General features: G+C 54.0%; 17 protein-coding genes, 6 tRNA genes and 2 rRNA genes. All 25 read left to right on the plus strand.

What is annotated here, in order from left to right:
* Nucleotides 1-41 precede the first annotated feature (41 nt).
* The 25 genes from ACYZTS_RS10010 (at nt 42) to rpsJ (ending at nt 24,656) form a co-directional block, all read left to right on the plus strand.
* Nucleotides 42-118, plus strand: a tRNA-Ile gene (locus ACYZTS_RS10010).
* Nucleotides 119-145: 27 nt separating this feature from the next.
* A tRNA-Ala gene (locus ACYZTS_RS10015) sits at nt 146-221 on the plus strand.
* A gap of 249 nt (nt 222-470) precedes the next feature.
* Nucleotides 471-3,362: ribosomal RNA gene (locus ACYZTS_RS10020) — 23S ribosomal RNA — on the plus strand.
* A 156-nt stretch (nt 3,363-3,518) separates the two neighbouring features.
* Nucleotides 3,519-3,634, plus strand: a 5S ribosomal RNA gene (gene rrf, locus ACYZTS_RS10025).
* Nucleotides 3,635-3,779: 145 nt separating this feature from the next.
* Nucleotides 3,780-4,739 carry a bifunctional biotin--[acetyl-CoA-carboxylase] ligase/biotin operon repressor BirA gene (birA, locus tag ACYZTS_RS10030; RefSeq protein ID WP_461995654.1) on the plus strand — a complete coding sequence of 320 codons (960 nt, stop codon included), beginning with the start codon at nt 3,780-3,782 and terminating at the stop codon, nt 4,737-4,739.
* Entirely contained in the window at nt 4,729-5,478 is a 750-nt protein-coding gene (locus tag ACYZTS_RS10035; RefSeq protein WP_461995656.1) for a pantothenate kinase, read from the plus strand. The genes birA and ACYZTS_RS10035 overlap by 11 nt, the downstream gene beginning before the upstream one ends.
* A 7-nt stretch (nt 5,479-5,485) precedes the next feature.
* Nucleotides 5,486-5,926: a hypothetical protein gene (locus tag ACYZTS_RS10040; protein ID WP_461995658.1), complete on the plus strand. Its 441-nt coding sequence runs from the start codon at nt 5,486-5,488 to the stop codon at nt 5,924-5,926.
* Between the two features lie 142 nt (nt 5,927-6,068).
* Nucleotides 6,069-6,153, plus strand: a tRNA-Tyr gene (locus ACYZTS_RS10045).
* 24 nt (nt 6,154-6,177) lie between these two features.
* Nucleotides 6,178-6,251 (plus strand) — tRNA-Gly (locus tag ACYZTS_RS10050).
* Nucleotides 6,252-6,277: 26 nt separating this feature from the next.
* Nucleotides 6,278-6,353, plus strand: a tRNA-Thr gene (locus ACYZTS_RS10055).
* A gap of 84 nt (nt 6,354-6,437) precedes the next feature.
* Nucleotides 6,438-7,631, plus strand: a complete 1,194-nt coding sequence (tuf, locus tag ACYZTS_RS10060) for an elongation factor Tu (protein ID WP_028621537.1) — start codon at nt 6,438-6,440, stop codon at nt 7,629-7,631.
* Nucleotides 7,632-7,684: 53 nt separating this feature from the next.
* A tRNA-Trp gene (locus ACYZTS_RS10065) sits at nt 7,685-7,760 on the plus strand.
* 45 nt (nt 7,761-7,805) lie between these two features.
* Nucleotides 7,806-8,174: a preprotein translocase subunit SecE gene (gene secE, locus ACYZTS_RS10070; protein WP_009045851.1), complete on the plus strand. Its 369-nt coding sequence runs from the start codon at nt 7,806-7,808 to the stop codon at nt 8,172-8,174.
* 9 nt (nt 8,175-8,183) lie between these two features.
* Nucleotides 8,184-8,717 carry a transcription termination/antitermination protein NusG gene (nusG, locus tag ACYZTS_RS10075; RefSeq protein WP_007896622.1) on the plus strand — a complete coding sequence of 178 codons (534 nt, stop codon included), beginning with the start codon at nt 8,184-8,186 and terminating at the stop codon, nt 8,715-8,717.
* Between the two features lie 117 nt (nt 8,718-8,834).
* Nucleotides 8,835-9,266 (plus strand): 50S ribosomal protein L11, encoded by a 432-nt coding sequence (gene rplK / locus ACYZTS_RS10080; RefSeq protein WP_003210097.1) that lies wholly within the window; start codon nt 8,835-8,837, stop codon nt 9,264-9,266.
* Nucleotides 9,266-9,961 (plus strand): 50S ribosomal protein L1, encoded by a 696-nt coding sequence (rplA, locus tag ACYZTS_RS10085; RefSeq protein ID WP_028621538.1) that lies wholly within the window; start codon nt 9,266-9,268, stop codon nt 9,959-9,961. Before rplK ends, rplA begins: the two co-directional genes overlap by 1 nt.
* A gap of 198 nt (nt 9,962-10,159) precedes the next feature.
* Entirely contained in the window at nt 10,160-10,660 is a 501-nt protein-coding gene (gene rplJ, locus ACYZTS_RS10090) for a 50S ribosomal protein L10 (protein ID WP_028621539.1), read from the plus strand.
* Nucleotides 10,661-10,740: 80 nt separating this feature from the next.
* Nucleotides 10,741-11,106, plus strand: a complete 366-nt coding sequence (rplL, locus tag ACYZTS_RS10095; RefSeq protein ID WP_028621540.1) for a 50S ribosomal protein L7/L12 — start codon at nt 10,741-10,743, stop codon at nt 11,104-11,106.
* Nucleotides 11,107-11,326: 220 nt separating this feature from the next.
* Complete coding sequence (rpoB, locus tag ACYZTS_RS10100) at nt 11,327-15,400, plus strand: DNA-directed RNA polymerase subunit beta (RefSeq protein WP_461995662.1); 4,074 nt, start codon at nt 11,327-11,329, stop codon at nt 15,398-15,400.
* 64 nt (nt 15,401-15,464) lie between these two features.
* Nucleotides 15,465-19,664: a DNA-directed RNA polymerase subunit beta' gene (gene rpoC, locus ACYZTS_RS10105; protein ID WP_028621542.1), complete on the plus strand. Its 4,200-nt coding sequence runs from the start codon at nt 15,465-15,467 to the stop codon at nt 19,662-19,664.
* Between the two features lie 216 nt (nt 19,665-19,880).
* Nucleotides 19,881-20,252: a 30S ribosomal protein S12 gene (gene rpsL, locus ACYZTS_RS10110; RefSeq protein WP_002555494.1), complete on the plus strand. Its 372-nt coding sequence runs from the start codon at nt 19,881-19,883 to the stop codon at nt 20,250-20,252.
* A gap of 119 nt (nt 20,253-20,371) precedes the next feature.
* On the plus strand, nt 20,372-20,842 hold the full coding sequence (rpsG, locus tag ACYZTS_RS10115) for a 30S ribosomal protein S7 (RefSeq protein WP_002555493.1): 471 nt from the start codon (nt 20,372-20,374) through the stop codon (nt 20,840-20,842).
* 30 nt (nt 20,843-20,872) lie between these two features.
* Complete coding sequence (gene fusA, locus ACYZTS_RS10120; RefSeq protein WP_461995664.1) at nt 20,873-22,978, plus strand: elongation factor G; 2,106 nt, start codon at nt 20,873-20,875, stop codon at nt 22,976-22,978.
* A gap of 31 nt (nt 22,979-23,009) precedes the next feature.
* Nucleotides 23,010-24,203 carry an elongation factor Tu gene (gene tuf / locus ACYZTS_RS10125; RefSeq protein ID WP_008145495.1) on the plus strand — a complete coding sequence of 398 codons (1,194 nt, stop codon included), beginning with the start codon at nt 23,010-23,012 and terminating at the stop codon, nt 24,201-24,203.
* Nucleotides 24,204-24,344: 141 nt separating this feature from the next.
* Entirely contained in the window at nt 24,345-24,656 is a 312-nt protein-coding gene (gene rpsJ / locus ACYZTS_RS10130) for a 30S ribosomal protein S10 (RefSeq protein ID WP_003186070.1), read from the plus strand.
* Nucleotides 24,657-24,710 lie beyond the last annotated feature (54 nt).

The following is a 24,710-nucleotide window of genomic DNA, read 5'->3' on the forward strand; positions in this document are numbered from 1 at the left end:
TTGATTCATTGGAAAAGACGATTTAGAAGCAGCCCGAAATTGGGTCTGTAGCTCAGTTGGTTAGAGCGCACCCCTGATAAGGGTGAGGTCGGCAGTTCGAATCTGCCCAGACCCACCAATTTTGTGTGGGAACCTGTAGTAATACGGGGCCATAGCTCAGCTGGGAGAGCGCCTGCCTTGCACGCAGGAGGTCAACGGTTCGATCCCGTTTGGCTCCACCACTACTGCTTCTGATTGTATAAAGCTTAGAAATGAGCATTCCATCGGTTCGATGGTGAATGTTGATTTCTAGTCTTTGACTAGTTCGTTCTTTAAAAATTTGGGTATGTGATAGAAAGATAGACTGGACCACACTTTCACTGGTGTGGGATCAGGCTAAGGTAAAATTTGTGAGTTGCTCTTAATTGAGTATTATCGAATTTTCGGCGAATGTCGTCTTCACAGTATAACCAGATTGCTTGGGGTTATATGGTCAAGTGAAGAAGCGCATACGGTGGATGCCTTGGCAGTCAGAGGCGATGAAAGACGTGGTAGCCTGCGAAAAGCTTCGGGGAGTCGGCAAACAGACTTTGATCCGGAGATGTCTGAATGGGGGAACCCACCTAACATAAGTTAGGTATCTTAAGCTGAATACATAGGCTTAAGAAGCGAACCAGGGGAACTGAAACATCTAAGTACCCTGAGGAAAAGAAATCAACCGAGATTCCCTTAGTAGTGGCGAGCGAACGGGGACTAGCCCTTAAGTGGCTTTGAGATTAGCGGAACGTTCTGGAAAGTACGGCCATAGTGGGTGATAGCCCTGTACGCGAAAATCTCTTAGTCATGAAATCGAGTAGGACGGAGCACGAGAAACTTTGTCTGAATATGGGGGGACCATCCTCCAAGGCTAAATACTACTGACTGACCGATAGTGAACTAGTACCGTGAGGGAAAGGCGAAAAGAACCCCGGAGAGGGGAGTGAAATAGATCCTGAAACCGTATGCGTACAAGCAGTGGGAGCCCACTTTGTTGGGTGACTGCGTACCTTTTGTATAATGGGTCAGCGACTTATTTTCAGTGGCGAGCTTAACCGAATAGGGGAGGCGTAGCGAAAGCGAGTCTTAATAGGGCGTCTAGTCGCTGGGAATAGACCCGAAACCGGGCGATCTATCCATGGGCAGGTTGAAGGTTGGGTAACACTAACTGGAGGACCGAACCGACTACCGTTGAAAAGTTAGCGGATGACCTGTGGATCGGAGTGAAAGGCTAATCAAGCTCGGAGATAGCTGGTTCTCCTCGAAAGCTATTTAGGTAGCGCCTCATGTATCACTGTAGGGGGTAGAGCACTGTTTCGGCTAGGGGGTCATCCCGACTTACCAAACCGATGCAAACTCCGAATACCTACAAGTGCCGAGCATGGGAGACACACGGCGGGTGCTAACGTCCGTCGTGAAAAGGGAAACAACCCAGACCGTCAGCTAAGGTCCCAAAGTTATGGTTAAGTGGGAAACGATGTGGGAAGGCTTAGACAGCTAGGAGGTTGGCTTAGAAGCAGCCACCCTTTAAAGAAAGCGTAATAGCTCACTAGTCGAGTCGGCCTGCGCGGAAGATGTAACGGGGCTCAAACCATACACCGAAGCTACGGGTATCACTTAGGTGATGCGGTAGAGGAGCGTTCTGTAAGCCTGTGAAGGTGAGTTGAGAAGCTTGCTGGAGGTATCAGAAGTGCGAATGCTGACATGAGTAACGACAATGGGTGTGAAAAACACCCACGCCGAAAGACCAAGGTTTCCTGCGCAACGTTAATCGACGCAGGGTTAGTCGGTCCCTAAGGCGAGGCTGAAAAGCGTAGTCGATGGAAAACAGGTTAATATTCCTGTACTTCTGGTTATTGCGATGGAGGGACGGAGAAGGCTAGGCCAGCTTGGCGTTGGTTGTCCAAGTTTAAGGTGGTAGGCTGAGATCTTAGGTAAATCCGGGATCTTAAGGCCGAGAGCTGATGACGAGTGTTCTTTTAGAACACGAAGTGGTTGATGCCATGCTTCCAAGAAAAGCTTCTAAGCTTCAGGTAACCAGGAACCGTACCCCAAACCGACACAGGTGGTTGGGTAGAGAATACCAAGGCGCTTGAGAGAACTCGGGTGAAGGAACTAGGCAAAATGGCACCGTAACTTCGGGAGAAGGTGCGCCGGTGAGGGTGAAGGACTTGCTCCGTAAGCTCATGCCGGTCGAAGATACCAGGCCGCTGCGACTGTTTATTAAAAACACAGCACTCTGCAAACACGAAAGTGGACGTATAGGGTGTGACGCCTGCCCGGTGCCGGAAGGTTAATTGATGGGGTTAGCTAACGCGAAGCTCTTGATCGAAGCCCCGGTAAACGGCGGCCGTAACTATAACGGTCCTAAGGTAGCGAAATTCCTTGTCGGGTAAGTTCCGACCTGCACGAATGGCGTAACGATGGCGGCGCTGTCTCCACCCGAGACTCAGTGAAATTGAAATCGCTGTGAAGATGCAGTGTATCCGCGGCTAGACGGAAAGACCCCGTGAACCTTTACTATAGCTTTGCACTGGACTTTGAATTTGCTTGTGTAGGATAGGTGGGAGGCTTTGAAGCGTGGACGCCAGTTCGCGTGGAGCCAACCTTGAAATACCACCCTGGCAACTTTGAGGTTCTAACTCAGGTCCGTTATCCGGATCGAGGACAGTGTATGGTGGGTAGTTTGACTGGGGCGGTCTCCTCCTAAAGAGTAACGGAGGAGTACGAAGGTGCGCTCAGACCGGTCGGAAATCGGTCGTAGAGTATAAAGGCAAAAGCGCGCTTGACTGCGAGACAGACACGTCGAGCAGGTACGAAAGTAGGTCTTAGTGATCCGGTGGTTCTGTATGGAAGGGCCATCGCTCAACGGATAAAAGGTACTCCGGGGATAACAGGCTGATACCGCCCAAGAGTTCATATCGACGGCGGTGTTTGGCACCTCGATGTCGGCTCATCACATCCTGGGGCTGAAGCCGGTCCCAAGGGTATGGCTGTTCGCCATTTAAAGTGGTACGCGAGCTGGGTTTAGAACGTCGTGAGACAGTTCGGTCCCTATCTGCCGTGGACGTTTGAGATTTGAGAGGGGCTGCTCCTAGTACGAGAGGACCGGAGTGGACGAACCTCTGGTGTTCCGGTTGTCACGCCAGTGGCATTGCCGGGTAGCTATGTTCGGAATAGATAACCGCTGAAAGCATCTAAGCGGGAAACTAGCCTCAAGATGAGATCTCACTGGGACCTTGAGTCCCCTGAAGGGCCGTCGAAGACTACGACGTTGATAGGTTGGGTGTGTAAGCGCTGTGAGGCGTTGAGCTAACCAATACTAATTGCCCGTGAGGCTTGACCATATAACACCCAAGCAATTTGCTTGCTCTAATGAGCACCAGATTGCGGTGTGTGAAGACGAGATGAACCGAAAGTTCGATGCTCACAAACACCGAAAGCTGTCACATACCCAATTTGCTGAAGCGCGGCCAGCTGGCCACGACTCAGTACCCGAATTTCTTGACGACCATAGAGCATTGGAACCACCTGATCCCATCCCGAACTCAGCAGTGAAACGATGCATCGCCGATGGTAGTGTGGGGTTTCCCCATGTGAGAGTAGGTCATCGTCAAGATTAAATTCCGAAACCCCTATCTGCGTATGCAGGTAGGGGTTTTGTTTTGGCCGAAGGAAAGTGACCTGCCGGAAAATATAGCCCAACATATGCAACCGCGCGGAGCATGGCTATCATGCGGGCCTCATTGTGGGGCGAGGCTTGCATGCTGACGTTGTTAAAGCTACTTAAAGATGGCCGATTCCATTCGGGCCAGACTCTGGGCGCTGCGTTGGGCGTCAGTCGCAGTGCTGTGTGGAAGCAACTTCAACATCTTGAGGCTGAGCTCGGTTTGTCTATCCATAAGGTTCGGGGGCGTGGTTATCAGTTGGCTGCGCCGCTAACGCTACTCGACGCGGATGCGATAAGGCGCCAGTCGGCTTCCTGCGATTGGCCTATCCTGGTTTTCGATTCGATTGACTCCACAAATGCTGAAGCGCTACGCGCAATACAGCGCGGGGAGGCTGCGCCTTTTTTGGTGCTTGCCGAGAGGCAAACTGCGGGGCGGGGCCGGCGCGGTCGCAAGTGGGTGAGTCCTTTTGCTGAAAATATCTATTACAGTCTCGTGCTGCGGATTCAAGGTGGCATGCGACAGCTCGAGGGCTTGAGCCTTGTTGTAGGGTTGGCCGTCCTGCAAGCGCTAAGAGAGTCGGGGGTTCAGAGTGCGGGCTTGAAGTGGCCCAACGATCTACTCGTCGGCCAAAAGAAGATTGCAGGGATTCTGCTTGAGTTGGTAGGCGATCCTGCTGATGTTTGTCACGTGGTCCTGGGTGTTGGTATCAATGTGAACATGCAGTCCGCAGATGAGGTTGATCAGCAGTGGACGTCAATGAAGCTGGAGTCTGGTCGGCTATTTGACCGCAACGCACTGGTCGCGCTCTTGGGAGTCACGCTGCAGAAATATTTGGATCGACATCAGGTTGGCGGATTCACTGCGATCCAGCGCGAGTGGGAGCAGAATCATTTATGGCAAGGTCGTTTAGTCTCACTGACTGCCGGATCTAACCAGATAGATGGTGAGGTGTTGGGTATTGATAGTCAGGGTGCTCTTCGCCTGAAGGTGGGTGGTGTGGAAAAAGTATTTAGTGGCGGTGAGCTCAGTCTGAGGTTGCGCGATGATTCTTGAGCTCGACTGCGGAAATAGTTTTATCAAGTGGCGGGTGATCACAACCAACGTCCGGCAAACGATTGGCGAGGGGGTCGTTGATTCCAATGCGGCCTTGCTGGAGAGCCTTCAGGCACTTCCCGTGCTCTCACTGCGGTACTGTCGGTTAGTCAGTGTCAGAACAGAGGAAGAGACGAGTGCATTGATATCCCTTCTGGAGGAGACGTTTAGCGTTTCCGTGGCGAGCGCGATCCCCGCTCGTGAAATGGGTGGGGTTCGCAATGGCTATGAGGATTTTGAGCGTTTGGGGCTTGATCGCTGGCTCGCAATGCTTGGCGGGTACCATTTGGCTCGGGGCGCATGTCTCGTGCTTGATTTCGGTACTGCGGTAACGGCAGATTTCGTAAGTAGTGATGGTGAGCATCTGGGGGGATTCATCTGTCCCGGAATACCCTTGATGCGGAATCAACTGCGCACGCATACACGCAAGATACGTTACGGCGACCTCGCTGCCGAACGGGCTCTGGAAAGTCTCGTGCCTGGGCGAACTACCGTCGAGGCAGTCGAGCGGGGATGCTCATTGATGTTGCGAGGCTTTGTCCTGACACAGCTTGACTTGGCGCGCAGCTATTGGGGAGCGGACTATTCAGTGTTTCTGACTGGCGGAGATGCTGATCTTGTTTCTGGAATCGTCCCAGAGGCTAGAGTGGTTCCGGATCTAGTGTTTGTCGGCTTGGCTATGGCGTGTCCTTTGTCCTGAGGTCTTTATGCGTTGGTTGTTCCTGCTGCTGCTTGTTCTCAACGTGTTCTACTACATCTGGCATCAGCAAGAGGCTCCTCTGCGTGCAAAAGATGTCACACCATTGAGCTTATACCGGGGTGGGCAGCAGGATATAAAGCTGCTTAGCGAGACGGTCGAGGCAAAAGCCGATACGGCCAAAACAGTACCGACTAATAACAGTTGTTTATATCTTGGTGGCTATGGCCGGCAAGAGGTCGCTCAGGCAGTGGAGCGACGTTTAATCGGGATGGAGATCAACTTCCAGTCCCTGGCGAAAGACCTCCCAGAATTGAACGGATATTGGGTTCGCGTAGCCCCCGAGAGTCGGCGCTGGTTGGGTGACGTGCAGTTGCAAAACCTTTCCAGAGAATTCAATGAGTTAAAACATAAAATAATGCCGTGTGAGGGGGTTGCACCTGCCCAATAGTTTGCATAGAATGGCGCCCGCTTCGCAGTGAAGACCTTTACAGGTTGACGCTGAGAAGTGATGTCAATGCAGCTAACCTCAGGTTTTTAATGAGAAAATGCTTGACAGAAGGTCGGCATGATATAGAATGCCGGCTCGCTTAGGAGGGGTTCCCGAGCGGCCAAAGGGATCAGACTGTAAATCTGACGTCTACGACTTCGAAGGTTCGAATCCTTCCCCCTCCACCATTTTTAGCGAGAGCTGCAAGCCTCGCGGGTATAGTTTAGTGGTAGAACCTCAGCCTTCCAAGCTGATGATGCGGGTTCGATTCCCGCTACCCGCTCCAAGTTTGCAGATCCTGCAAAGTGTTTCGCTCTTGTAGCTCAGTTGGTAGAGCACACCCTTGGTAAGGGTGAGGTCAGCGGTTCAAATCCGCTCAAGAGCTCCATATAACAAGGCAGATATGAAAATATCTGCCTTTGTTTTAATGGCTTGTTTGGCCTGCTCAATTCTTCTCCTGAGGGTGATCTTGATGGCTAAGGAAAAGTTCGAACGTAACAAGCCGCACGTCAATGTGGGTACCATTGGTCATGTTGACCACGGTAAAACTACTTTGACTGCTGCCTTGACCCGTGTCTGCTCCGAAGTTTTCGGTTCGGCAAAGGTTGACTTCGACAAGATCGATAGCGCCCCTGAAGAAAAAGCTCGCGGTATTACCATCAACACTGCTCACGTTGAGTACGATTCGGCAGTGCGTCACTACGCACACGTTGACTGTCCTGGTCACGCCGACTACGTAAAAAACATGATTACCGGCGCGGCTCAGATGGATGGTGCGATTCTGGTTTGCTCGGCCGCTGATGGTCCGATGCCTCAAACCCGTGAGCACATTCTGCTCTCCCGTCAGGTTGGCGTTCCGTACATCGTTGTCTTCCTTAACAAGGCTGACATGGTCGATGATGCTGAGCTGCTCGAGCTCGTAGAGATGGAAGTGCGCGATCTGTTGAGCACTTATGATTTCCCAGGTGATGACACTCCGATCATCATTGGTTCGGCGCTGATGGCGTTGAACGGTCAAGACGATAACGAGATGGGCACGACTGCTGTCAAGCGTTTGGTTGAGACTCTGGATAGCTACATTCCGCAGCCGGAGCGAGCTATTGATAAGCCGTTCCTGATGCCGATCGAGGATGTTTTCTCGATTTCTGGTCGCGGTACTGTTGTAACGGGTCGTGTAGAGCGTGGCATTGTACGCATTCAGGAAGAAGTTGAGATTGTAGGTCTTCGTGATACTGTCAAAACGACTTGTACTGGCGTCGAAATGTTCCGCAAATTGCTCGACGAAGGTCGTGCTGGTGAGAATTGCGGGGTATTGCTCCGCGGTACCAAGCGTGATGATGTTGAGCGTGGCCAGGTTCTGGTCAAGCCCGGTACCGTCAAGCCGCACACCAAGTTTACTGCAGAAGTTTACGTTTTGAGCAAAGAGGAGGGTGGTCGTCATACGCCATTCTTCAAGGGCTACCGTCCACAGTTCTACTTCCGTACGACTGATGTGACCGGTAACTGTGAGTTGCCCGAAGGTGTTGAGATGGTGATGCCTGGGGATAACGTTCAGATGACCGTTACCCTGATCAAAACCATTGCGATGGAAGATGGTTTGCGCTTTGCAATCCGTGAGGGCGGTCGTACCGTCGGCGCTGGGGTTGTGGCAAAAGTCATCGAGTAAGTTGTTGTAATGTCTTTTTCGGGCCGGCATAATGGTCGGCCTGATTTTGTTTTAGGTCAGTAGCTCAATTGGCAGAGCGACGGTCTCCAAAACCGTAGGTTGGGGGTTCGATTCCCTCCTGACCTGCCAGATTCACTTGGTGGGTTTGGCTTTCTTTTCACAGGATCTTCATAGATGACTCCTAAAGCTGAAGCTCAAGGCTCTCGCTTCGATCTGCTCAAGTGGCTAGTAGTAGTCGCCTTGGTGGTTGTTGGCGTTGTTGGCAATCAGTATTACTCTGCTTCGCCGATCCTGTACCGCGTACTAGCTTTGCTTGCCATTGCTGCTGTAGCTGCCTTTGTAGGCCTGCAGACTGCCAAGGGCAAGTCTTTCTTTGTACTGGTTAAGGAAGCTCGCACCGAGATTCGTAAAGTCGTTTGGCCAACTCGCCAAGAAACCACGCAGACCACATTGATCGTAGTGGCTGTTGTTCTGGTTATGGCGTTGCTGTTGTGGGGTCTTGATTCCCTGCTCGGCTGGCTTGTTTCCTTGATTGTCGGCTAAGGGTGTCCCGTGGCTAAGCGTTGGTACGTTGTGCATGCTTACTCCGGTTACGAGAAGCATGTCATGCGCTCGTTGGTAGAGCGCGTAAAGCTGGCTGGCATGGAAGATGGCTTCGGCGAAATTCTGGTTCCCACTGAAGAAGTGGTTGAAATGCGTAATGGCCAGAAACGCAAAAGCGAGCGCAAGTTCTTCCCAGGTTATGTGCTGGTCCAGATGGACATGAATGAGGGTACCTGGCACTTGGTCAAGGATACTCCTCGGGTGATGGGTTTTATCGGTGGTACTGCTGATAAGCCTGCACCTATCACAGATAAAGAGGCAGAAGCGATTCTGCGTCGTGTTGCTGATGGTAGCGACAAGCCGAAGCCGAAGACGTTGTTCGAGCCAGGCGAGTCGGTGCGTGTCAACGACGGACCGTTTGCTGATTTTACCGGCACGGTTGAAGAGGTTAATTACGAAAAGAGTCGCATCCAAGTGGCAGTGCTCATTTTCGGTCGCTCTACTCCGGTAGAGTTAGAGTTCAGCCAGGTCGAAAAAGTCTAGCTGAGCAAGCATCCCAACCCCGCAGCCCTAGGCTGTGGGGTTTTGTCGTCACTGGGATAAACGCGCAAGTAACCGGGGAGCCTTTCGAGGCGTTCGAACCCGTAATTGGAGTGCCTCATGGCCAAGAAGATTACCGCTTACATCAAGCTGCAAGTGAAGGCCGCTCAGGCTAACCCAAGCCCACCTGTTGGTCCTGCACTGGGTCAGCACGGCGTGAACATCATGGAGTTCTGCAAAGCTTTCAACGCCCGTACTCAGGGTATTGAGCCAGGCCTGCCGACTCCAGTGATCATCACTGTCTACAGCGACCGTAGCTTCACTTTTGAAACCAAATCCACCCCTGCTTCGGTTCTGCTGAAGAAGGCGGCTGGTCTGACTAGCGGTTCCGCTCGTCCGAACACCGTTAAGGTTGGCACCGTGACCCGTGCTCAGCTGGAAGAAATCGCGAAAACCAAAAACGCGGATCTGACTGCAGCTGATATGGATGCAGCCGTGCGCACTATCGCCGGTTCTGCTCGTAGCATGGGCCTTAACGTGGAGGGTGTGTAATGGCTAAGTTGACCAAGCGTCAAAAGGCTATCGCCGACAAAATCGAAGCAGGCAAGTCCTACAACTTTGTAGACGCTGCTGCTCTGCTGGCTGAATTGTCGACTGTAAAGTTCAGCGAGTCGTTCGACGTAGCTGTGAACCTGGGTGTTGACCCGCGTAAATCCGACCAGGTCGTTCGTAGCGCTACTGTGCTGCCGCACGGCACTGGCAAGACTGTTCGCGTTGCCGTGTTCACCCAGGGTCCAGCTGCTGAGGCCGCTCTGGCTGCCGGCGCTGACCGTGTAGGTATGGACGATCTGGCTGCCGAAATGAAAGGCGGCGACCTGAACTATGACGTAGTTATCGCATCCCCGGATGCAATGCGCGTTGTTGGTCAGTTGGGTCAGATCCTCGGCCCACGTGGTCTGATGCCTAACCCTAAAGTCGGTACCGTAACTCCAGACGTAGCTACAGCGGTTAAAAACGCCAAGGCTGGTCAGGTTCGTTATCGCACAGACAAAAACGGCATCATCCACACTTCGGTTGGCAAGGTCGGTTTCGACGCTGTCAAGCTGAAGGAAAACGTTGAAGCCCTGATCGCTGATTTGAAGCGTATCAAGCCAGCTTCCTCGAAAGGCATTTACGTCAAGCGCGTTACCCTGAGCACTACCATGGGCCCAGGTCTGGTCATCGACCAAGGCTCGCTCGACGCGTGAGACACAGACTGGCGCGAGTGATCGCGTCAGTTGAAAAATTGGGGTCCCTGCCTGGCGGGGGCTATCCAAGACCGTAGGCGACGCAAGTCTTAAACCTCAAGCCTACGCAGATGGTGCTCCCGGTTCCTTACCGAATCAGACACCAAAACGACATCCGGCTCCGGCTGGATGAAACGGTAACAAGCAGGAGTTAAACCCGTGGCAATTAAACTCGAAGACAAGAAGGCCATCGTCGCTGAAGTCAACGAGGCTGCCAATGTTGCCCTGTCTGCTGTTGTGGCTGATGCCCGCGGCGTGACAGTGAGCGCTATGACCGGACTCCGTAAAGAGGCTCGTGAAGCTGGCGTTTACGTACGTGTTGTACGTAACACCCTGCTGAAGCGCGCCGTTGCTGGCACTCAATATGACGTGCTCAACGACGTGTTCACTGGCCCGACCTTGATTGCATTTTCGAAAGAACATCCGGGCGCTGCTGCTCGTATCTTCAAAGAATTCGCAAAAGGTCAGGATAAGTTCGAGATCAAGGCAGCTGCGTTCGAGGGCAAGTTCCTCGCAGCTAATCAGATCGACGTACTGGCAAGTCTGCCGACCCGTGACGAAGCAATTTCTCAGCTGATGAGCGTGATTCAAGGCGCAACCAGCAAATTGGCTCGTACTCTGGCGGCCCTTCGCGACCAGAAAGAAGCTGCCGCAGCCTAAGGCTACGCAACTACTTTCAGCGTTTATTGTTTATTTCGATGGCCGCGTAGGCTGTCACCCCAATACAGGAATTTATAGTCATGTCTCTGACTAACGACCAAATCATCGAAGCAATCGGCGAAAAATCCGTTCTGGAAATCGTTGAGCTGATCAAGGCCATGGAAGAGAAGTTCGGCGTATCTGCTGCCGCTGCTTCCGCTGGTCCAGCTGCTGTTGCTGCCGTTGTTGAAGAACAAACTGAATTCAACGTCATGCTGCTGGAAGCTGGCGAGAAGAAAGTTAACGTGATCAAGGCAGTACGTGAACTGACCGGTCTGGGCCTGAAAGAAGCCAAGGCTGTAGTTGACGGCGCTCCTGGCATGGTTCTGGAAGCTGTATCGAAAGACGCAGCTGACAAAGCCAAGGTCACTCTGGAAGAAGCAGGCGCTAAAGTCGAGCTGAAGTAAGCATCGACTTTGCACCTCCAGCCCAAGCGTTAAGCAAAAGGCTGATGGCTGGTGGCTCTTGCCACCGGCCTTTTTCCGTTATTGGCAACCGACTGGGTCGATGCTGGTAGCGAGCTGTAACCACCCGATGCGGTGGCGCAAACCATGGGGTTTGCAAGATTTTCTGGCTGCTCCCGTCGGGAGGGGCCAAACAAGCAGGTGACCAAGCTGGGGAACGCTGATGGCTTACTCATATACTGAGAAAAAACGTATCCGCAAGGACTTTAGCAAGTTGCCGGACGTCATGGATGTGCCGTATCTCTTGGCAATCCAGCTGGATTCGTATCGTGAATTCTTGCAGGCGGGAGCGACTAAAGATCAGTTCCGCGACGTGGGCCTGCATGCGGCCTTCAAATCCGTTTTCCCGATCATCAGCTACTCCGGCAATGCTGCGCTGGAGTACGTCGGTTATCGCCTGGGCGAACCGGCATTTGATGTCAAAGAATGCGTGTTGCGCGGTGTGACTTACGCCGTACCTTTGCGGGTAAAAGTGCGCCTGATCATTTTCGACAAAGAATCGTCGAACAAAGCGATCAAGGACATCAAAGAGCAAGAAGTCTACATGGGTGAAATCCCCCTGATGACTGAAAACGGTACCTTCGTAATCAACGGTACCGAGCGTGTAATCGTTTCCCAGCTGCACCGTTCCCCGGGCGTGTTTTTTGACCACGACCGCGGCAAGACGCATAGCTCCGGCAAACTGCTTTACTCCGCGCGCATCATTCCATACCGCGGTTCGTGGCTGGACTTCGAGTTCGACCCGAAAGACTGCGTATTCGTGCGTATCGACCGTCGTCGCAAGCTGCCGGCATCGGTACTGCTGCGCGCGCTCGGCTATACCACTGAAGAAGTGCTTGACGCGTTCTACACCACCAATGTCTTCCATCTGAGCGGCGAAACCCTCAGCCTGGAACTGATTGCTTCGCGTCTGCGTGGTGAAATTGCGGTTCTTGATATTCAGGACGAGAAGGGCAAGGTCATCGTTGAGGCTGGTCGTCGCATCACTGCGCGCCATATCAACCAGATCGAAAAAGCCGGTCTCAAAACCCTGGAAGTGCCTCTGGACTACGTCCTGGGTCGCACTACTGCCAAGGCCATCGTGCATCCGGCAACCGGCGAAATCCTGGCTGAGTGCAACACCGAGCTGAACACCGAAATCCTGGCAAAAATCGCCAAGTCCCAGGTTGTTCGTATCGAAACTCTGTACACCAACGATATCGACTGCGGTCCGTTCGTCTCCGACACTCTGAAGATCGATTCCACCAGCAACCAATTGGAAGCGCTGGTCGAGATCTATCGCATGATGCGTCCAGGCGAGCCGCCAACCAAAGACGCTGCCGAGACTCTGTTCAACAACCTGTTCTTCAGCCCTGAGCGCTATGACCTGTCTGCGGTCGGCCGGATGAAGTTCAACCGTCGTATCGGTCGTACCGAGATCGAAGGTTCGGGCGTGCTGTGCAAAGAAGACATCGTCGCGGTTCTGAAGACTCTGGTCGACATCCGTAACGGTAAAGGCATCGTCGATGACATCGACCACCTGGGTAACCGTCGTGTTCGCTGTGTAGGCGAAATGGCCGAGAACCAGTTCCGCGTTGGCCTGGTACGTGTAGAGCGTGCGGTCAAAGAGCGTCTGTCGATGGCTGAAAGCGAAGGCCTGATGCCGCAAGACCTGATCAACGCCAAGCCAGTTGCTGCGGCGGTGAAAGAGTTCTTCGGTTCCAGCCAGCTCTCGCAGTTCATGGACCAGAACAACCCGCTGTCCGAGATCACCCACAAGCGTCGTGTGTCTGCACTCGGCCCTGGCGGTTTGACTCGTGAGCGTGCTGGCTTTGAAGTTCGTGACGTACACCCGACTCACTATGGTCGTGTATGCCCGATTGAAACGCCGGAAGGTCCGAACATCGGTCTGATCAACTCCCTGGCTGCCTATGCGCGCACCAACCAGTACGGCTTCCTTGAGAGCCCGTACCGTGTGGTGAAAGATGCTCTGGTCACCGACGAGATCGTTTTCCTGTCCGCCATTGAAGAAGCCGATCACGTGATCGCTCAGGCTTCGGCCACGATGAACGACAAGAAAGTCCTGATCGATGAGCTGGTAGCGGTTCGTCACTTGAACGAGTTCACCGTCAAGGCGCCGGAAGACGTCACCTTGATGGACGTGTCGCCGAAGCAGGTAGTTTCGGTCGCAGCGTCGCTGATCCCGTTCCTCGAGCACGATGACGCCAACCGTGCGTTGATGGGTTCGAACATGCAGCGTCAAGCTGTACCAACCCTGCGCGCTGACAAGCCGCTGGTCGGTACCGGCATGGAGCGTAACGTAGCTCGTGACTCCGGCGTTTGCGTCGTGGCTCGTCGTGGCGGCGTTATCGATTCCGTCGACGCCAGCCGTATCGTGGTTCGTGTTGCTGATGATGAAGTTGAAACCGGCGAAGCTGGTGTCGACATCTACAACCTGACCAAATACACCCGCTCCAACCAGAACACCTGCATCAACCAGCGTCCGCTGGTGCGTAAAGGTGATCGGGTTCAGCGTAGCGACATCATGGCCGACGGTCCGTCCACCGACATGGGTGAACTGGCTCTGGGCCAGAACATGCGCATCGCGTTCATGGCATGGAACGGCTTCAACTTCGAAGACTCCATCTGCCTGTCCGAGCGTGTGGTTCAGGAAGATCGCTTCACCACGATCCACATCCAGGAACTGACCTGTGTGGCGCGTGACACCAAGCTTGGGCCTGAGGAAATCACGGCAGACATCCCGAACGTGGGTGAAGCTGCACTGAACAAACTGGACGAAGCCGGTATCGTTTACGTAGGTGCTGAAGTAGGCGCAGGCGACATTCTGGTAGGTAAGGTCACTCCGAAAGGCGAGACCCAACTGACTCCGGAAGAGAAGCTGCTGCGTGCCATCTTCGGTGAAAAAGCCAGCGACGTTAAAGACACTTCCCTGCGTGTGCCTACCGGCACCAAAGGTACTGTGATCGACGTACAGGTCTTCACTCGCGACGGCGTTGAGCGTGATGCTCGTGCACTGTCGATCGAGAAGACTCAACTCGACGAGATCCGCAAGGACCTGAACGAAGAGTTCCGTATCGTTGAAGGCGCCACTTTCGAACGTCTGCGTTCCGCTCTGGTAGGCCACAAGGCTGAAGGCGGCGCCGGTCTGAAGAAAGGTCAGGAAATCACCGACGAAGTGCTCGACGGTCTTGAGCATGGTCAGTGGTTCAAACTGCGCATGGCTGAAGATGCTCTGAACGATCAGCTCGAGAAGGCTCAGGCCTACATCGTTGATCGCCGCCGTCTGCTGGACGACAAGTTCGAAGACAAGAAGCGCAAACTGCAGCAGGGCGATGACCTGGCTCCAGGCGTGCTGAAAATCGTCAAGGTTTACCTGGCAATCCGTCGTCGCATCCAGCCGGGCGACAAGATGGCTGGTCGTCACGGTAACAAAGGTGTGGTCTCCGTGATCATGCCGGTTGAAGACATGCCGCACGATGCCAATGGCACACCGGTCGATGTCGTCCTCAACCCGTTGGGCGTACCTTCGCGTATGAACGTTGGTCAGATCCTCGAAACTCACCTCGGCCTCGCGGCTAAAGGTCTGGGCGAGAAGATCAACCGGATGATCGAAGAGCAGCGCAAAGTCGCCGAGCTTCGTAAATTCCTCGACGAGATCTACAACCAGATCGGCGGTCGTAACGAAGATCTGGATAGCTTCTCCGACCAGGAAATCCTGGATCTGGCGAAGAACCTGCGTGGCGGCGTTCCAATGGCCACTCCAGTGTTCGACGGTGCCAAGGAAAGCGAAATCAAGGCCATGCTGAAACTGGCAGACCTGCCGGAAAGCGGCCAGATGCAGCTGACTGACGGCCGTACCGGCAACAAGTTCGAGCGCCCGGTTACTGTTGGCTACATGTACATGCTGAAGCTGAACCACTTGGTAGACGACAAGATGCACGCTCGTTCTACCGGTTCGTACAGCCTGGTTACCCAGCAGCCGCTGGGTGGTAAGGCACAGTTCGGTGGTCAGCGTTTCGGGGAGATGGAGGTCTGGGCACTGGAAGCATATGGTGCTGCTTACACTCTGCAAGAAATGCTCACAGTGAAGTCGGACGATGTGAACGGCCGTACCAAGATGTACAAAAACATCGTGGATGGCGATCACCGTATGGAGCCGGGCATGCCCGAGTCTTTCAACGTGTTGATCAAGGAAATTCGTTCCCTCGGCATCGATATCGATCTGGAAACCGAATAACACGTGACGCGAATCGAGAGCGGGGCAGGATTGTCCGCTCTCTGCTCCGCCAGGAGGAAAGGCCTTGAAAGACCTACTGAATTTGCTGAAAAACCAGGGTCAAGTCGAAGAGTTCGACGCCATCCGTATTGGATTGGCATCGCCTGAGATGATCCGATCGTGGTCGTTCGGTGAAGTTAAAAAGCCGGAAACGATCAACTACCGTACGTTCAAACCTGAGCGTGACGGCCTGTTCTGCGCCAAGATCTTTGGCCCGGTAAAGGATTACGAGTGCCTGTGCGGTAAGTACAAGCGCTTGAAGCATCGCGGCGTGATCTGCGAGAAGTGCGGCGTTGAAGTTGCACTGGCCAAGGTTCGTCGTGAGCGCATGGCGCACATCGAACTGGCTTCGCCGGTTGCCCACATCTGGTTCCTGAAATCGCTGCCGTCCCGTATCGGCTTGCTGATGGACATGACCCTGCGTGATATCGAACGTGTTCTCTACTTCGAGAGCTATGTCGTTATCGATCCAGGCATGACCACCCTTGAGAAAGGTCAGCTGCTGAACGACGAGCAGTACTTCGAAGCGCTGGAAGAGTTCGGCGACGATTTTGATGCCCGCATGGGTGCTGAAGCTGTCCGTGAACTGCTGCACGCTATCGACCTGGAGCACGAGATTGGCCGTCTGCGTGAAGAAATTCCGCAAACCAATTCCGAAACCAAAATCAAGAAGCTGTCCAAGCGTCTGAAGTTGATGGAAGCCTTCCAGGGTTCCGGCAACCTTCCAGAATGGATGGTGCTGACCGTTCTGCCGGTTCTGCCGCCAGATCTGCGTCCACTGGTCCCGCTGGATGGCGGTCGCTTCGCGACTTCCGATCTCAACGATCTGTATCGTCGAGTGATCAACCGTAACAACCGCTTGAAGCGCCTGCTTGATCTGTCCGCTCCGGACATCATCGTGCGCAACGAAAAGCGTATGTTGCAGGAAGCTGTCGATGCACTGCTCGACAACGGTCGTCGTGGCCGCGCTATCACTGGTTCGAACAAGCGTCCTCTGAAATCCCTGGCTGACATGATCAAGGGTAAGCAGGGTCGTTTCCGTCAGAACTTGCTCGGTAAGCGTGTTGACTATTCCGGTCGTTCGGTAATTACCGTAGGTCCGACCCTGCGTCTGCATCAGTGCGGTCTGCCGAAGAAAATGGCCCTCGAGCTGTTCAAGCCGTTCATTTTCGGCAAGCTGGAAATGCGTGGTCTTGCTACCACCATCAAAGCTGCCAAGAAGATGGTCGAGCGCGAGCTGCCGGAAGTCTGGGACGTTCTCGCTGAAGTAATTCGCGAACACCCGGTTCTCCTCAACCGTGCACCGACCCTTCACCGTCTGGGTATCCAGGCGTTTGAACCAGTACTGATCGAAGGCAAGGCTATCCAGCTGCACCCTCTGGTCTGTGCTGCGTACAACGCCGACTTCGACGGCGACCAAATGGCCGTGCACGTACCGCTGACACTGGAAGCCCAGTTGGAAGCGCGTGCGTTGATGATGTCGACCAACAACATTCTGTCGCCAGCCAACGGTGAGCCAATCATCGTTCCTTCGCAGGACGTTGTATTGGGTCTGTACTACATGACTCGTGAAGCGATCAACGCCAAGGGCGAAGGTCGTGTGTTCGCGGATCTGCAGGAAGTTGACCGTGTGTTCCGTGCCGGCGAAGCCGCACTGCACGCCAAAGTCAAAGTCCGCATCCACGAAACCGTGAACGATCGTGACGGTGGCAGCGTCAAGAACACCCGTATCGTCGACACAACCGTCGGTCGTGCGCTGTTGTTCCAGGTTGTTCCACCTGGCCTGTCGTACGACGTCGTCAACCAGCCGATGAAGAAAAAGGCGATCTCCAAGCTGATCAACCAGTGCTACCGCGTGGTTGGTTTGAAAGAGACCGTGATCTTCGCTGACCAGTTGATGTACACCGGTTTTGCTTATTCGACCATCTCCGGCGTTTCCATCGGTGTTAACGACTTTGTTATCCCGGACGAGAAAGCCCGCATCATCAATGCTGCAACTGATGAAGTGAAAGAGATCGAAAGTCAGTACGCCTCAGGCCTGGTAACTCAGGGCGAGAAGTACAACAAAGTGATCGACCTTTGGTCCAAGGCGAACGACGAAGTTTCCAAGGCGATGATGGCCAACCTCTCGAAAGAGAAAGTCATCGACCGTCATGGCGTCGAAGTCGACCAAGAGTCCTTTAACTCGATGTACATGATGGCCGACTCGGGCGCACGGGGTTCTGCTGCGCAGATCCGTCAGCTCGCCGGTATGCGCGGCCTGATGGCCAAGCCGGACGGTTCCATCATCGAAACGCCGATTACTGCGAACTTCCGTGAAGGTTTGAGCGTACTTCAGTACTTCATCTCCACTCACGGTGCTCGTAAAGGTTTGGCGGATACCGCATTGAAAACTGCGAACTCCGGTTACCTGACTCGTCGTCTTGTAGACGTGGCGCAGGATCTGGTCGTGACCGAGATCGATTGCGGCACCGAACACGGCCTGGTAATGACTCCGCACATTGAAGGCGGTGACGTTGTTGAACCGTTGGGTGAGCGCGTACTGGGTCGTGTCATCGCTCGTGACGTGTTCAAGCCGGGTACCGAGGAAGTTATTGTTCCTGGTGGCACTCTGGTGGACGAGAAGTGGGTCGAGTTCATCGAGCTGAACAGCATTGATGAAGTGATCGTGCGTTCGCCGATCAGCTGCGAAACCCGCTACGGCATTTGCGCCAAGTGCTACGGCCGTGACTTGGCTCGTGGTCACCAGGTGAACATCGGTGAAGCGGTCGGCGTTATCGCTGCCCAGTCCATCGGTGAGCCGGGTACCCAGCTGACCATGCGTACGTTCCACATCGGTGGTGCGGCAAGCCGGACCTCCGCAGCCGACAGCGTTCAGGTGAAGAATGGCGGTACCGTCCGCCTGCATAACCTGAAGCACGTTGAGCGAGTGGATGGTTGCCTGGTTGCTGTGTCTCGTTCCGGTGAGCTGGCAATCGCTGATGACTTCGGTCGTGAGCGTGAGCGTTACAAGCTGCCGTACGGTGCTGTGATTTCGGTTAAAGAAGGTGACAAGGTCGACGCTGGCGCAATCGTGGCCAAGTGGGATCCGCACACTCACCCAATCGTTACCGAAATGAAAGGTACCGTGACCTACGTGGGCATGGAAGAAGGCATCACGATCAAGCGTCAGACTGACGAATTGACCGGTATGACCAACATTGAAGTACTCGACGCCAAAGACCGTCCAGCTGCCGGTAAAGATATCCGTCCTGCTGTGAAGATGGTTGATGACAACGGCAAGGATCTCTTGCTGCCGGGTACTGACGTAATTGCTCAGTACTTCCTGCCTGCCAACGCCCTGGTTGGTGTAGCGGACGGCGCGAAGATTGCGATCGGTGATGTTATCGCTCGTATCCCGCAAGAGACTTCGAAGACCCGTGACATCACCGGTGGTCTGCCACGTGTTGCCGACTTGTTCGAAGCGCGTCGTCCGAAAGAAGCCTCGATTCTGGCTGAAGTCAGCGGCACCATCGCGTTCGGTAAAGAGACCAAAGGCAAGCGCCGTCTGGTCATCACTCCGAACGACGGTACTGATCCGTACGAAGAGCTGATTCCGAAGTGGCGTCACCTGAACGTCTTCGAAGGCGAACAGGTAAACCGCGGCGAAGTTATCTCCGACGGTCCGAGCGATCCACACGACATCCTGCGTCTGCTGGGTGTGAGTGCGCTGGCCAAGTACATCGTGAACGAGATCCAGGACGTTTATCGTCTGCAAGGCGTGAAGATCAACGACAAGCACATCGAGACCATCCTGCGTCAGATGCTGCGTAAAGTTGAAATTGCTGAATCCGGCGACTCGACTTTCATCAAGGGCGACCAGATGGAGTTAACTCACGTTCTGGTAGAGAACGAGCGTCTGGCTGGCGACGAGAAATTCGTTTCCAAGTTCACCCGCGTGCTGTTGGGTATCACCAAGGCGTCCTTGTCCACCGAATCGTTCATCTCGGCGGCTTCCTTCCAGGAAACCACTCGAGTGCTGACCGAAGCGGCGGTAACCGGCAAGCGGGATTACCTGCGCGGCCTGAAAGAAAACGTGGTTGTGGGTCGTTTGATCCCTGCCGGTACCGGTTTGGCTTATCACAGCGAACGTAAGCGTCGTCGTGAAGCAGACAAGCCGCTGCGCGTAAGCGCCAGTGAAGTGGAAGCTGCACTGACCGAAGCGCTGAACTCAAGCGGTAACTGAGTTCTGCACTAAATGAGCGTAAGGCCCTGGCCGCTCCGTTCATCGAATCGAGACAATTTGTCGAGGTTGGATGAGAGGAGACGTCGGGGCCTTGCCTTGACTGGGGGCAAGATCCTCTTTAGACTCTTGTACCCCTAAATTTGGCGGGAATTCGTTCCTGCCATTTTGCTTTTCTTGCAAGACAATAGCGTCGCAAGACAACAGTGGAGCTAGTAGATGGCAACTATCAACCAGCTGGTACGTCAGCCGCGTAAGCGTATCGTCGAGAAATCCGACGTGCCTGCGCTGCAGAACTGCCCGCAACGTCGTGGCGTATGCACCCGTGTGTATACCACCACGCCGAAAAAACCTAACTCGGCACTGCGTAAAGTATGCCGTGTTCGCCTGACCAACGGTTTCGAGGTTTCCTCGTACATCGGCGGTGAAGGCCACAACCTGCAAGAGCACAGCGTGGTACTGATCCGCGGCGGTCGTGTAAAAGACTTGCCAGGTGTTCGTTACCACACCGTTCGCGGTTCTTTGGATACTTCCGGCGTTAAAGGTCGTAACCAGGGTCGTTCGAAGTACGGTACCAAGAAGCCTAAGTAGTAGCGGCTTTTTGTAAAAACTGAATCATCTATTTTTCTGAGTCGATAAGAGTAAGGTCGGAGGCGTCCCGCAAGGGCACCGATTCCGAGCGAACCTGAAGACCGTTTGAGGGCTTATCCATGCCAAGAAGACGCGTAGCAGCCAAGCGCGAAGTGCTTGACGATCCAAAATACGGAAGCCAAATTCTGGCCAAGTTCATGAACCACGTGATGGAAAGCGGCAAGAAAGCCGTTGCCGAGCGTATCGTTTATGGCGCGCTGGAAAAGGTTAAAGAACGCAAGAACAGCGACCCCCTGGAAATCTTCGAGAAAGCTCTCGACGCCATCGCTCCGCTGGTCGAAGTAAAGTCGCGCCGTGTAGGCGGTGCTACTTACCAGGTTCCGGTTGAAGTTCGTCCGTCCCGTCGTAACGCCCTGGCAATGCGCTGGTTGGTAGACTTCGCCCGTAAGCGCGGCGAGAAGTCTATGGCCCTGCGTTTGGCTGGCGAACTGTTGGACGCTGCTGAAGGTAAAGGTGCTGCAGTTAAGAAGCGTGAAGACGTGCACCGTATGGCTGAAGCCAACAAAGCTTTCTCGCACTACCGCTTCTAATTTTAGCGTCACTAATTTTGCGAGGGCTTTATGGCTCGTACAACACCGATTAATCGCTACCGTAACATTGGTATCGTTGCTCACGTGGATGCTGGTAAAACCACCACCACCGAGCGCGTCCTTTTTTACACTGGCAAAAGTCACAAAATGGGCGAGGTGCATGACGGCGCCGCGACCACAGACTGGATGGTTCAGGAGCAGGAGCGTGGTATTACCATTACTTCTGCTGCCATTACCGCCTTCTGGCAGGGTTCCGAGAAGCAGCACAAGGACCAATACCGCTTTAACGTCATCGACACCCCGGGCCACGTTGACTTCACTATTGAAGTTGAGCGTTCCCTGCGTGTTCTCGACGGCGCGGTCGTTGTGTTCTGCGGCACCTCGGGTGTTGAGCCTCAGTCGGAAACCGTATGGCGTCAAGCCAACAAATACGGCGTTCCACGTCTTGTTTACGTAAACAAGATGGACCGTGCTGGTGCGAACTTCCTGCGCGTGATCGGTCAGATCAAGCAGCGTTTGGGTCACACTCCGGTTCCAATCCAGTTGGCTATCGGTTCCGAAGACAACTTCCAGGGTCAGATCGATCTGATGGCCATGGAAGCTGTTTACTGGAATGACTCCGACAAAGGCATGGTCCCAGTTCGCAAGCCTATCCCTGCTGAATTGCAGGAACTGGCTGACGAGTGGCGCGGTAACATGGTTGAGGCTGCGGCTGAAGCCAGCGAAGAGCTGATGAACAAGTACCTCGAAGGTGAAGAACTCACCAACGCGGAAATCAAGGCCGCACTGCGTCAGCGTACTATCGCTGGCGAAATCGTCCTGGCTGTTTGCGGTTCTTCCTTCAAGAACAAGGGTGTTCCCCTGGTTCTCGACGCCGTTATCGATTACCTGCCTGCACCAACTGACATTCCTGCCATCAAGGGTTCTGACCCGGATGACGAGGAAAAGCAGATGGAGCGTCATGCAGATGATAGCGAGCCGTTCTCGGCTCTGGCTTTCAAAATCGCTACCGACCCATTCGTGGGTACATTGACCTTTGTTCGAGTTTACTCGGGCGTGTTGGCCTCCGGCGACGGCGTGATCAACTCGGTCAAAGGCAAGAAAGAGCGCGTGGGTCGTATGGTGCAAATGCACGCAAACGCCCGTGAAGAAATCAAGGAAGTACGCGCTGGTGACATCGCGGCCTTGATCGGCATGAAGGACGTCACCACTGGCGAAACCTTGTGCAGCGCTGACAAGCCAATCATCCTGGTTCGTATGGACTTCCCGGAGCCGGTTATCTCGGTTGCCGTTGAGCCTAAGACCAAGGACGACCAGGAAAAAATGGGTATCGCTCTGGGCAAACTTGCTCAGGAAGATCCATCTTTCCGCGTCAAGACTGATGAAGAGACGGGTCAAACGATCATCTCTGGCATGGGCGAGTTGCACCTGGACATCCTGGTTGACCGGATGCGCCGTGAGTTCAACGTCGAAGCCAACATCGGTAAGCCTCAGGTTTCCTATCGTGAGCGCATCACGAAGAACTGTGAAATCGAAGGCAAGTTCGTTCGTCAGTCCGGCGGTCGTGGTCAGTTCGGCCACTGCTGGATCCGTTTTGCTCCTGCTGACGAAGGTCAGGAAGGTCTGCAATTCGTGAACGAAGTAGTGGGTGGTGTGGTTCCTAAGGAATACATCCCGGCTATCCAGAAGGGTATCGAAGAGCAGATGAAGAACGGCGTTGTTGCCGGCTATCCGCTGATCGGCCTGAAGGCTACTGTGTTTGATGGTTCCTACCACGACGTCGACTCCAACGAGATGGCGTTTAAGGTGGCTGCATCCATGGCGACCAAGCAGCTGGCCCAGAAGGGCGGTGGTGAGTTGCTTGAGCCGATCATGGCGGTAGAGGTTGTTACACCTGAAGACTATATGGGTGACGTGATGGGCGACCTTAACCGTCGTCGCGGCATGATTCTGGGTATGGAAGATACGGTTTCCGGCAAAGTGATTCGTGCCGAGGTTCCGTTGGGTGAGATGTTCGGTTACGCAACCGACGTTCGCTCCATGTCCCAAGGTCGCGCTAGCTACTCTATGGAATTCAAAAAATACAATACGGCTCCGTCGCACATCGTCGAAACCGTTACCAAAAAACAAGGCTGATTCAGCCCCTTTAGGCTAGGAGTTAATTGTCGTGGCTAAAGAAAAATTTGACCGTACCCTCCCGCACGTCAACGTTGGCACCATCGGTCACGTCGACCACGGTAAAACCACGCTGACCGCTGCTCTCACTCGCGTCTGCTCCGAAGTTTTCGGTTCGGCCGTTGTTGCTTTCGACAAAATCGACAGCGCTCCGGAAGAGAAGGCTCGTGGTATCACCATCAACACCGCTCACGTTGAATACAACTCGCTGATCCGTCACTACGCTCACGTTGACTGCCCAGGTCACGCTGACTATGTGAAGAACATGATCACCGGTGCTGCTCAAATGGACGGCGCTATTCTGGTTTGTTCGGCCGCTGATGGTCCGATGCCGCAAACCCGTGAGCACATCCTGCTGTCCCGTCAGGTTGGCGTTCCGTACATCGTTGTCTTCCTGAACAAGGCTGACATGGTAGACGACGCTGAGCTGCTGGAACTGGTTGAGATGGAAGTGCGCGATCTGCTGAGCACTTACGACTTCCCAGGTGACGACACTCCGATCATCATCGGTTCGGCTCTGATGGCTCTGAACGGCCAAGACGACAACGAAATGGGCACCACTGCCGTTCGTAAACTGGTTGAGACTCTGGACAGCTACATTCCAGATCCAGTCCGTGTTATCGACAAGCCGTTCCTGATGCCAATCGAAGACGTATTCTCGATCTCCGGTCGCGGTACTGTTGTTACCGGTCGTATCGAGCGCGGTATCGTCAAGGTTCAGGATCCACTGGAAATCGTTGGTCTGCGTGACACTACCGTGACCACCTGCACCGGTGTTGAAATGTTCCGTAAGCTGCTCGACGAAGGTCGTGCTGGCGAGAACTGCGGCGTGCTGCTGCGCGGCACCAAGCGTGACGACGTTGAGCGTGGCCAGGTTCTGGTCAAGCCAGGTTCGGTCAAGCCGCACACTACCTTCGAAGCTGAAGTGTACGTGTTGAGCAAAGAAGAAGGCGGTCGTCACACTCCGTTCTTCAAAGGCTACCGTCCACAGTTCTACTTCCGGACCACTGACGTGACCGGTAACTGCGAACTGCCGGAAGGCGTTGAAATGGTAATGCCAGGCGACAACATCAAAATGGTTGTCACCCTGATCAAAACCATCGCAATGGAAGACGGTCTGCGTTTCGCTATTCGTGAAGGCGGTCGTACCGTCGGCGCTGGCGTCGTAGCCAAAATCATCGCTTAATAAGTGATGGTCTGAAAAAGCCCCCGCTTAGCGGGGGCTTTTTTATTGGGTTGACACCTATATGGGGCGTCTATAGAATTGCGCCTCCTTTTAACGGGCGTATTGCGCTCGGTGGGAATAGCAGCCGGAGTCTGAAATCCAATGCAAAATCAGCAAATCCGTATCAGGTTGAAGGCTTTTGACCATCGCCTGATCGACCAATCCACCCAGGAAATCGTGGAAACCGCGAAACGTACTGGTGCTCAAGTGCGTGGTCCAATTCCACTGCCTACCCGTAAAGAGCGGTTCACCGTTCTGGTCTCCCCGCACGTCAACAAAGACGCGCGTGACCAGTACGAGATCCGTACTCATAAGCGCGTTCTGGACATCGTCCAGCCAACGGATAAAACCGTTGATGCTCTTATGAAGCTTGATCTTGCGGCCGGTGTGGAAGTACAGATCAGCCTCGGCTAAGACTCGGTCTTAGTCGTGTAACGCTCTGAAATGGGCGGCCATAGCGGGTGAAAG

It is taken from the genome of Pseudomonas sp. TMB3-21, from assembly GCF_054898145.1.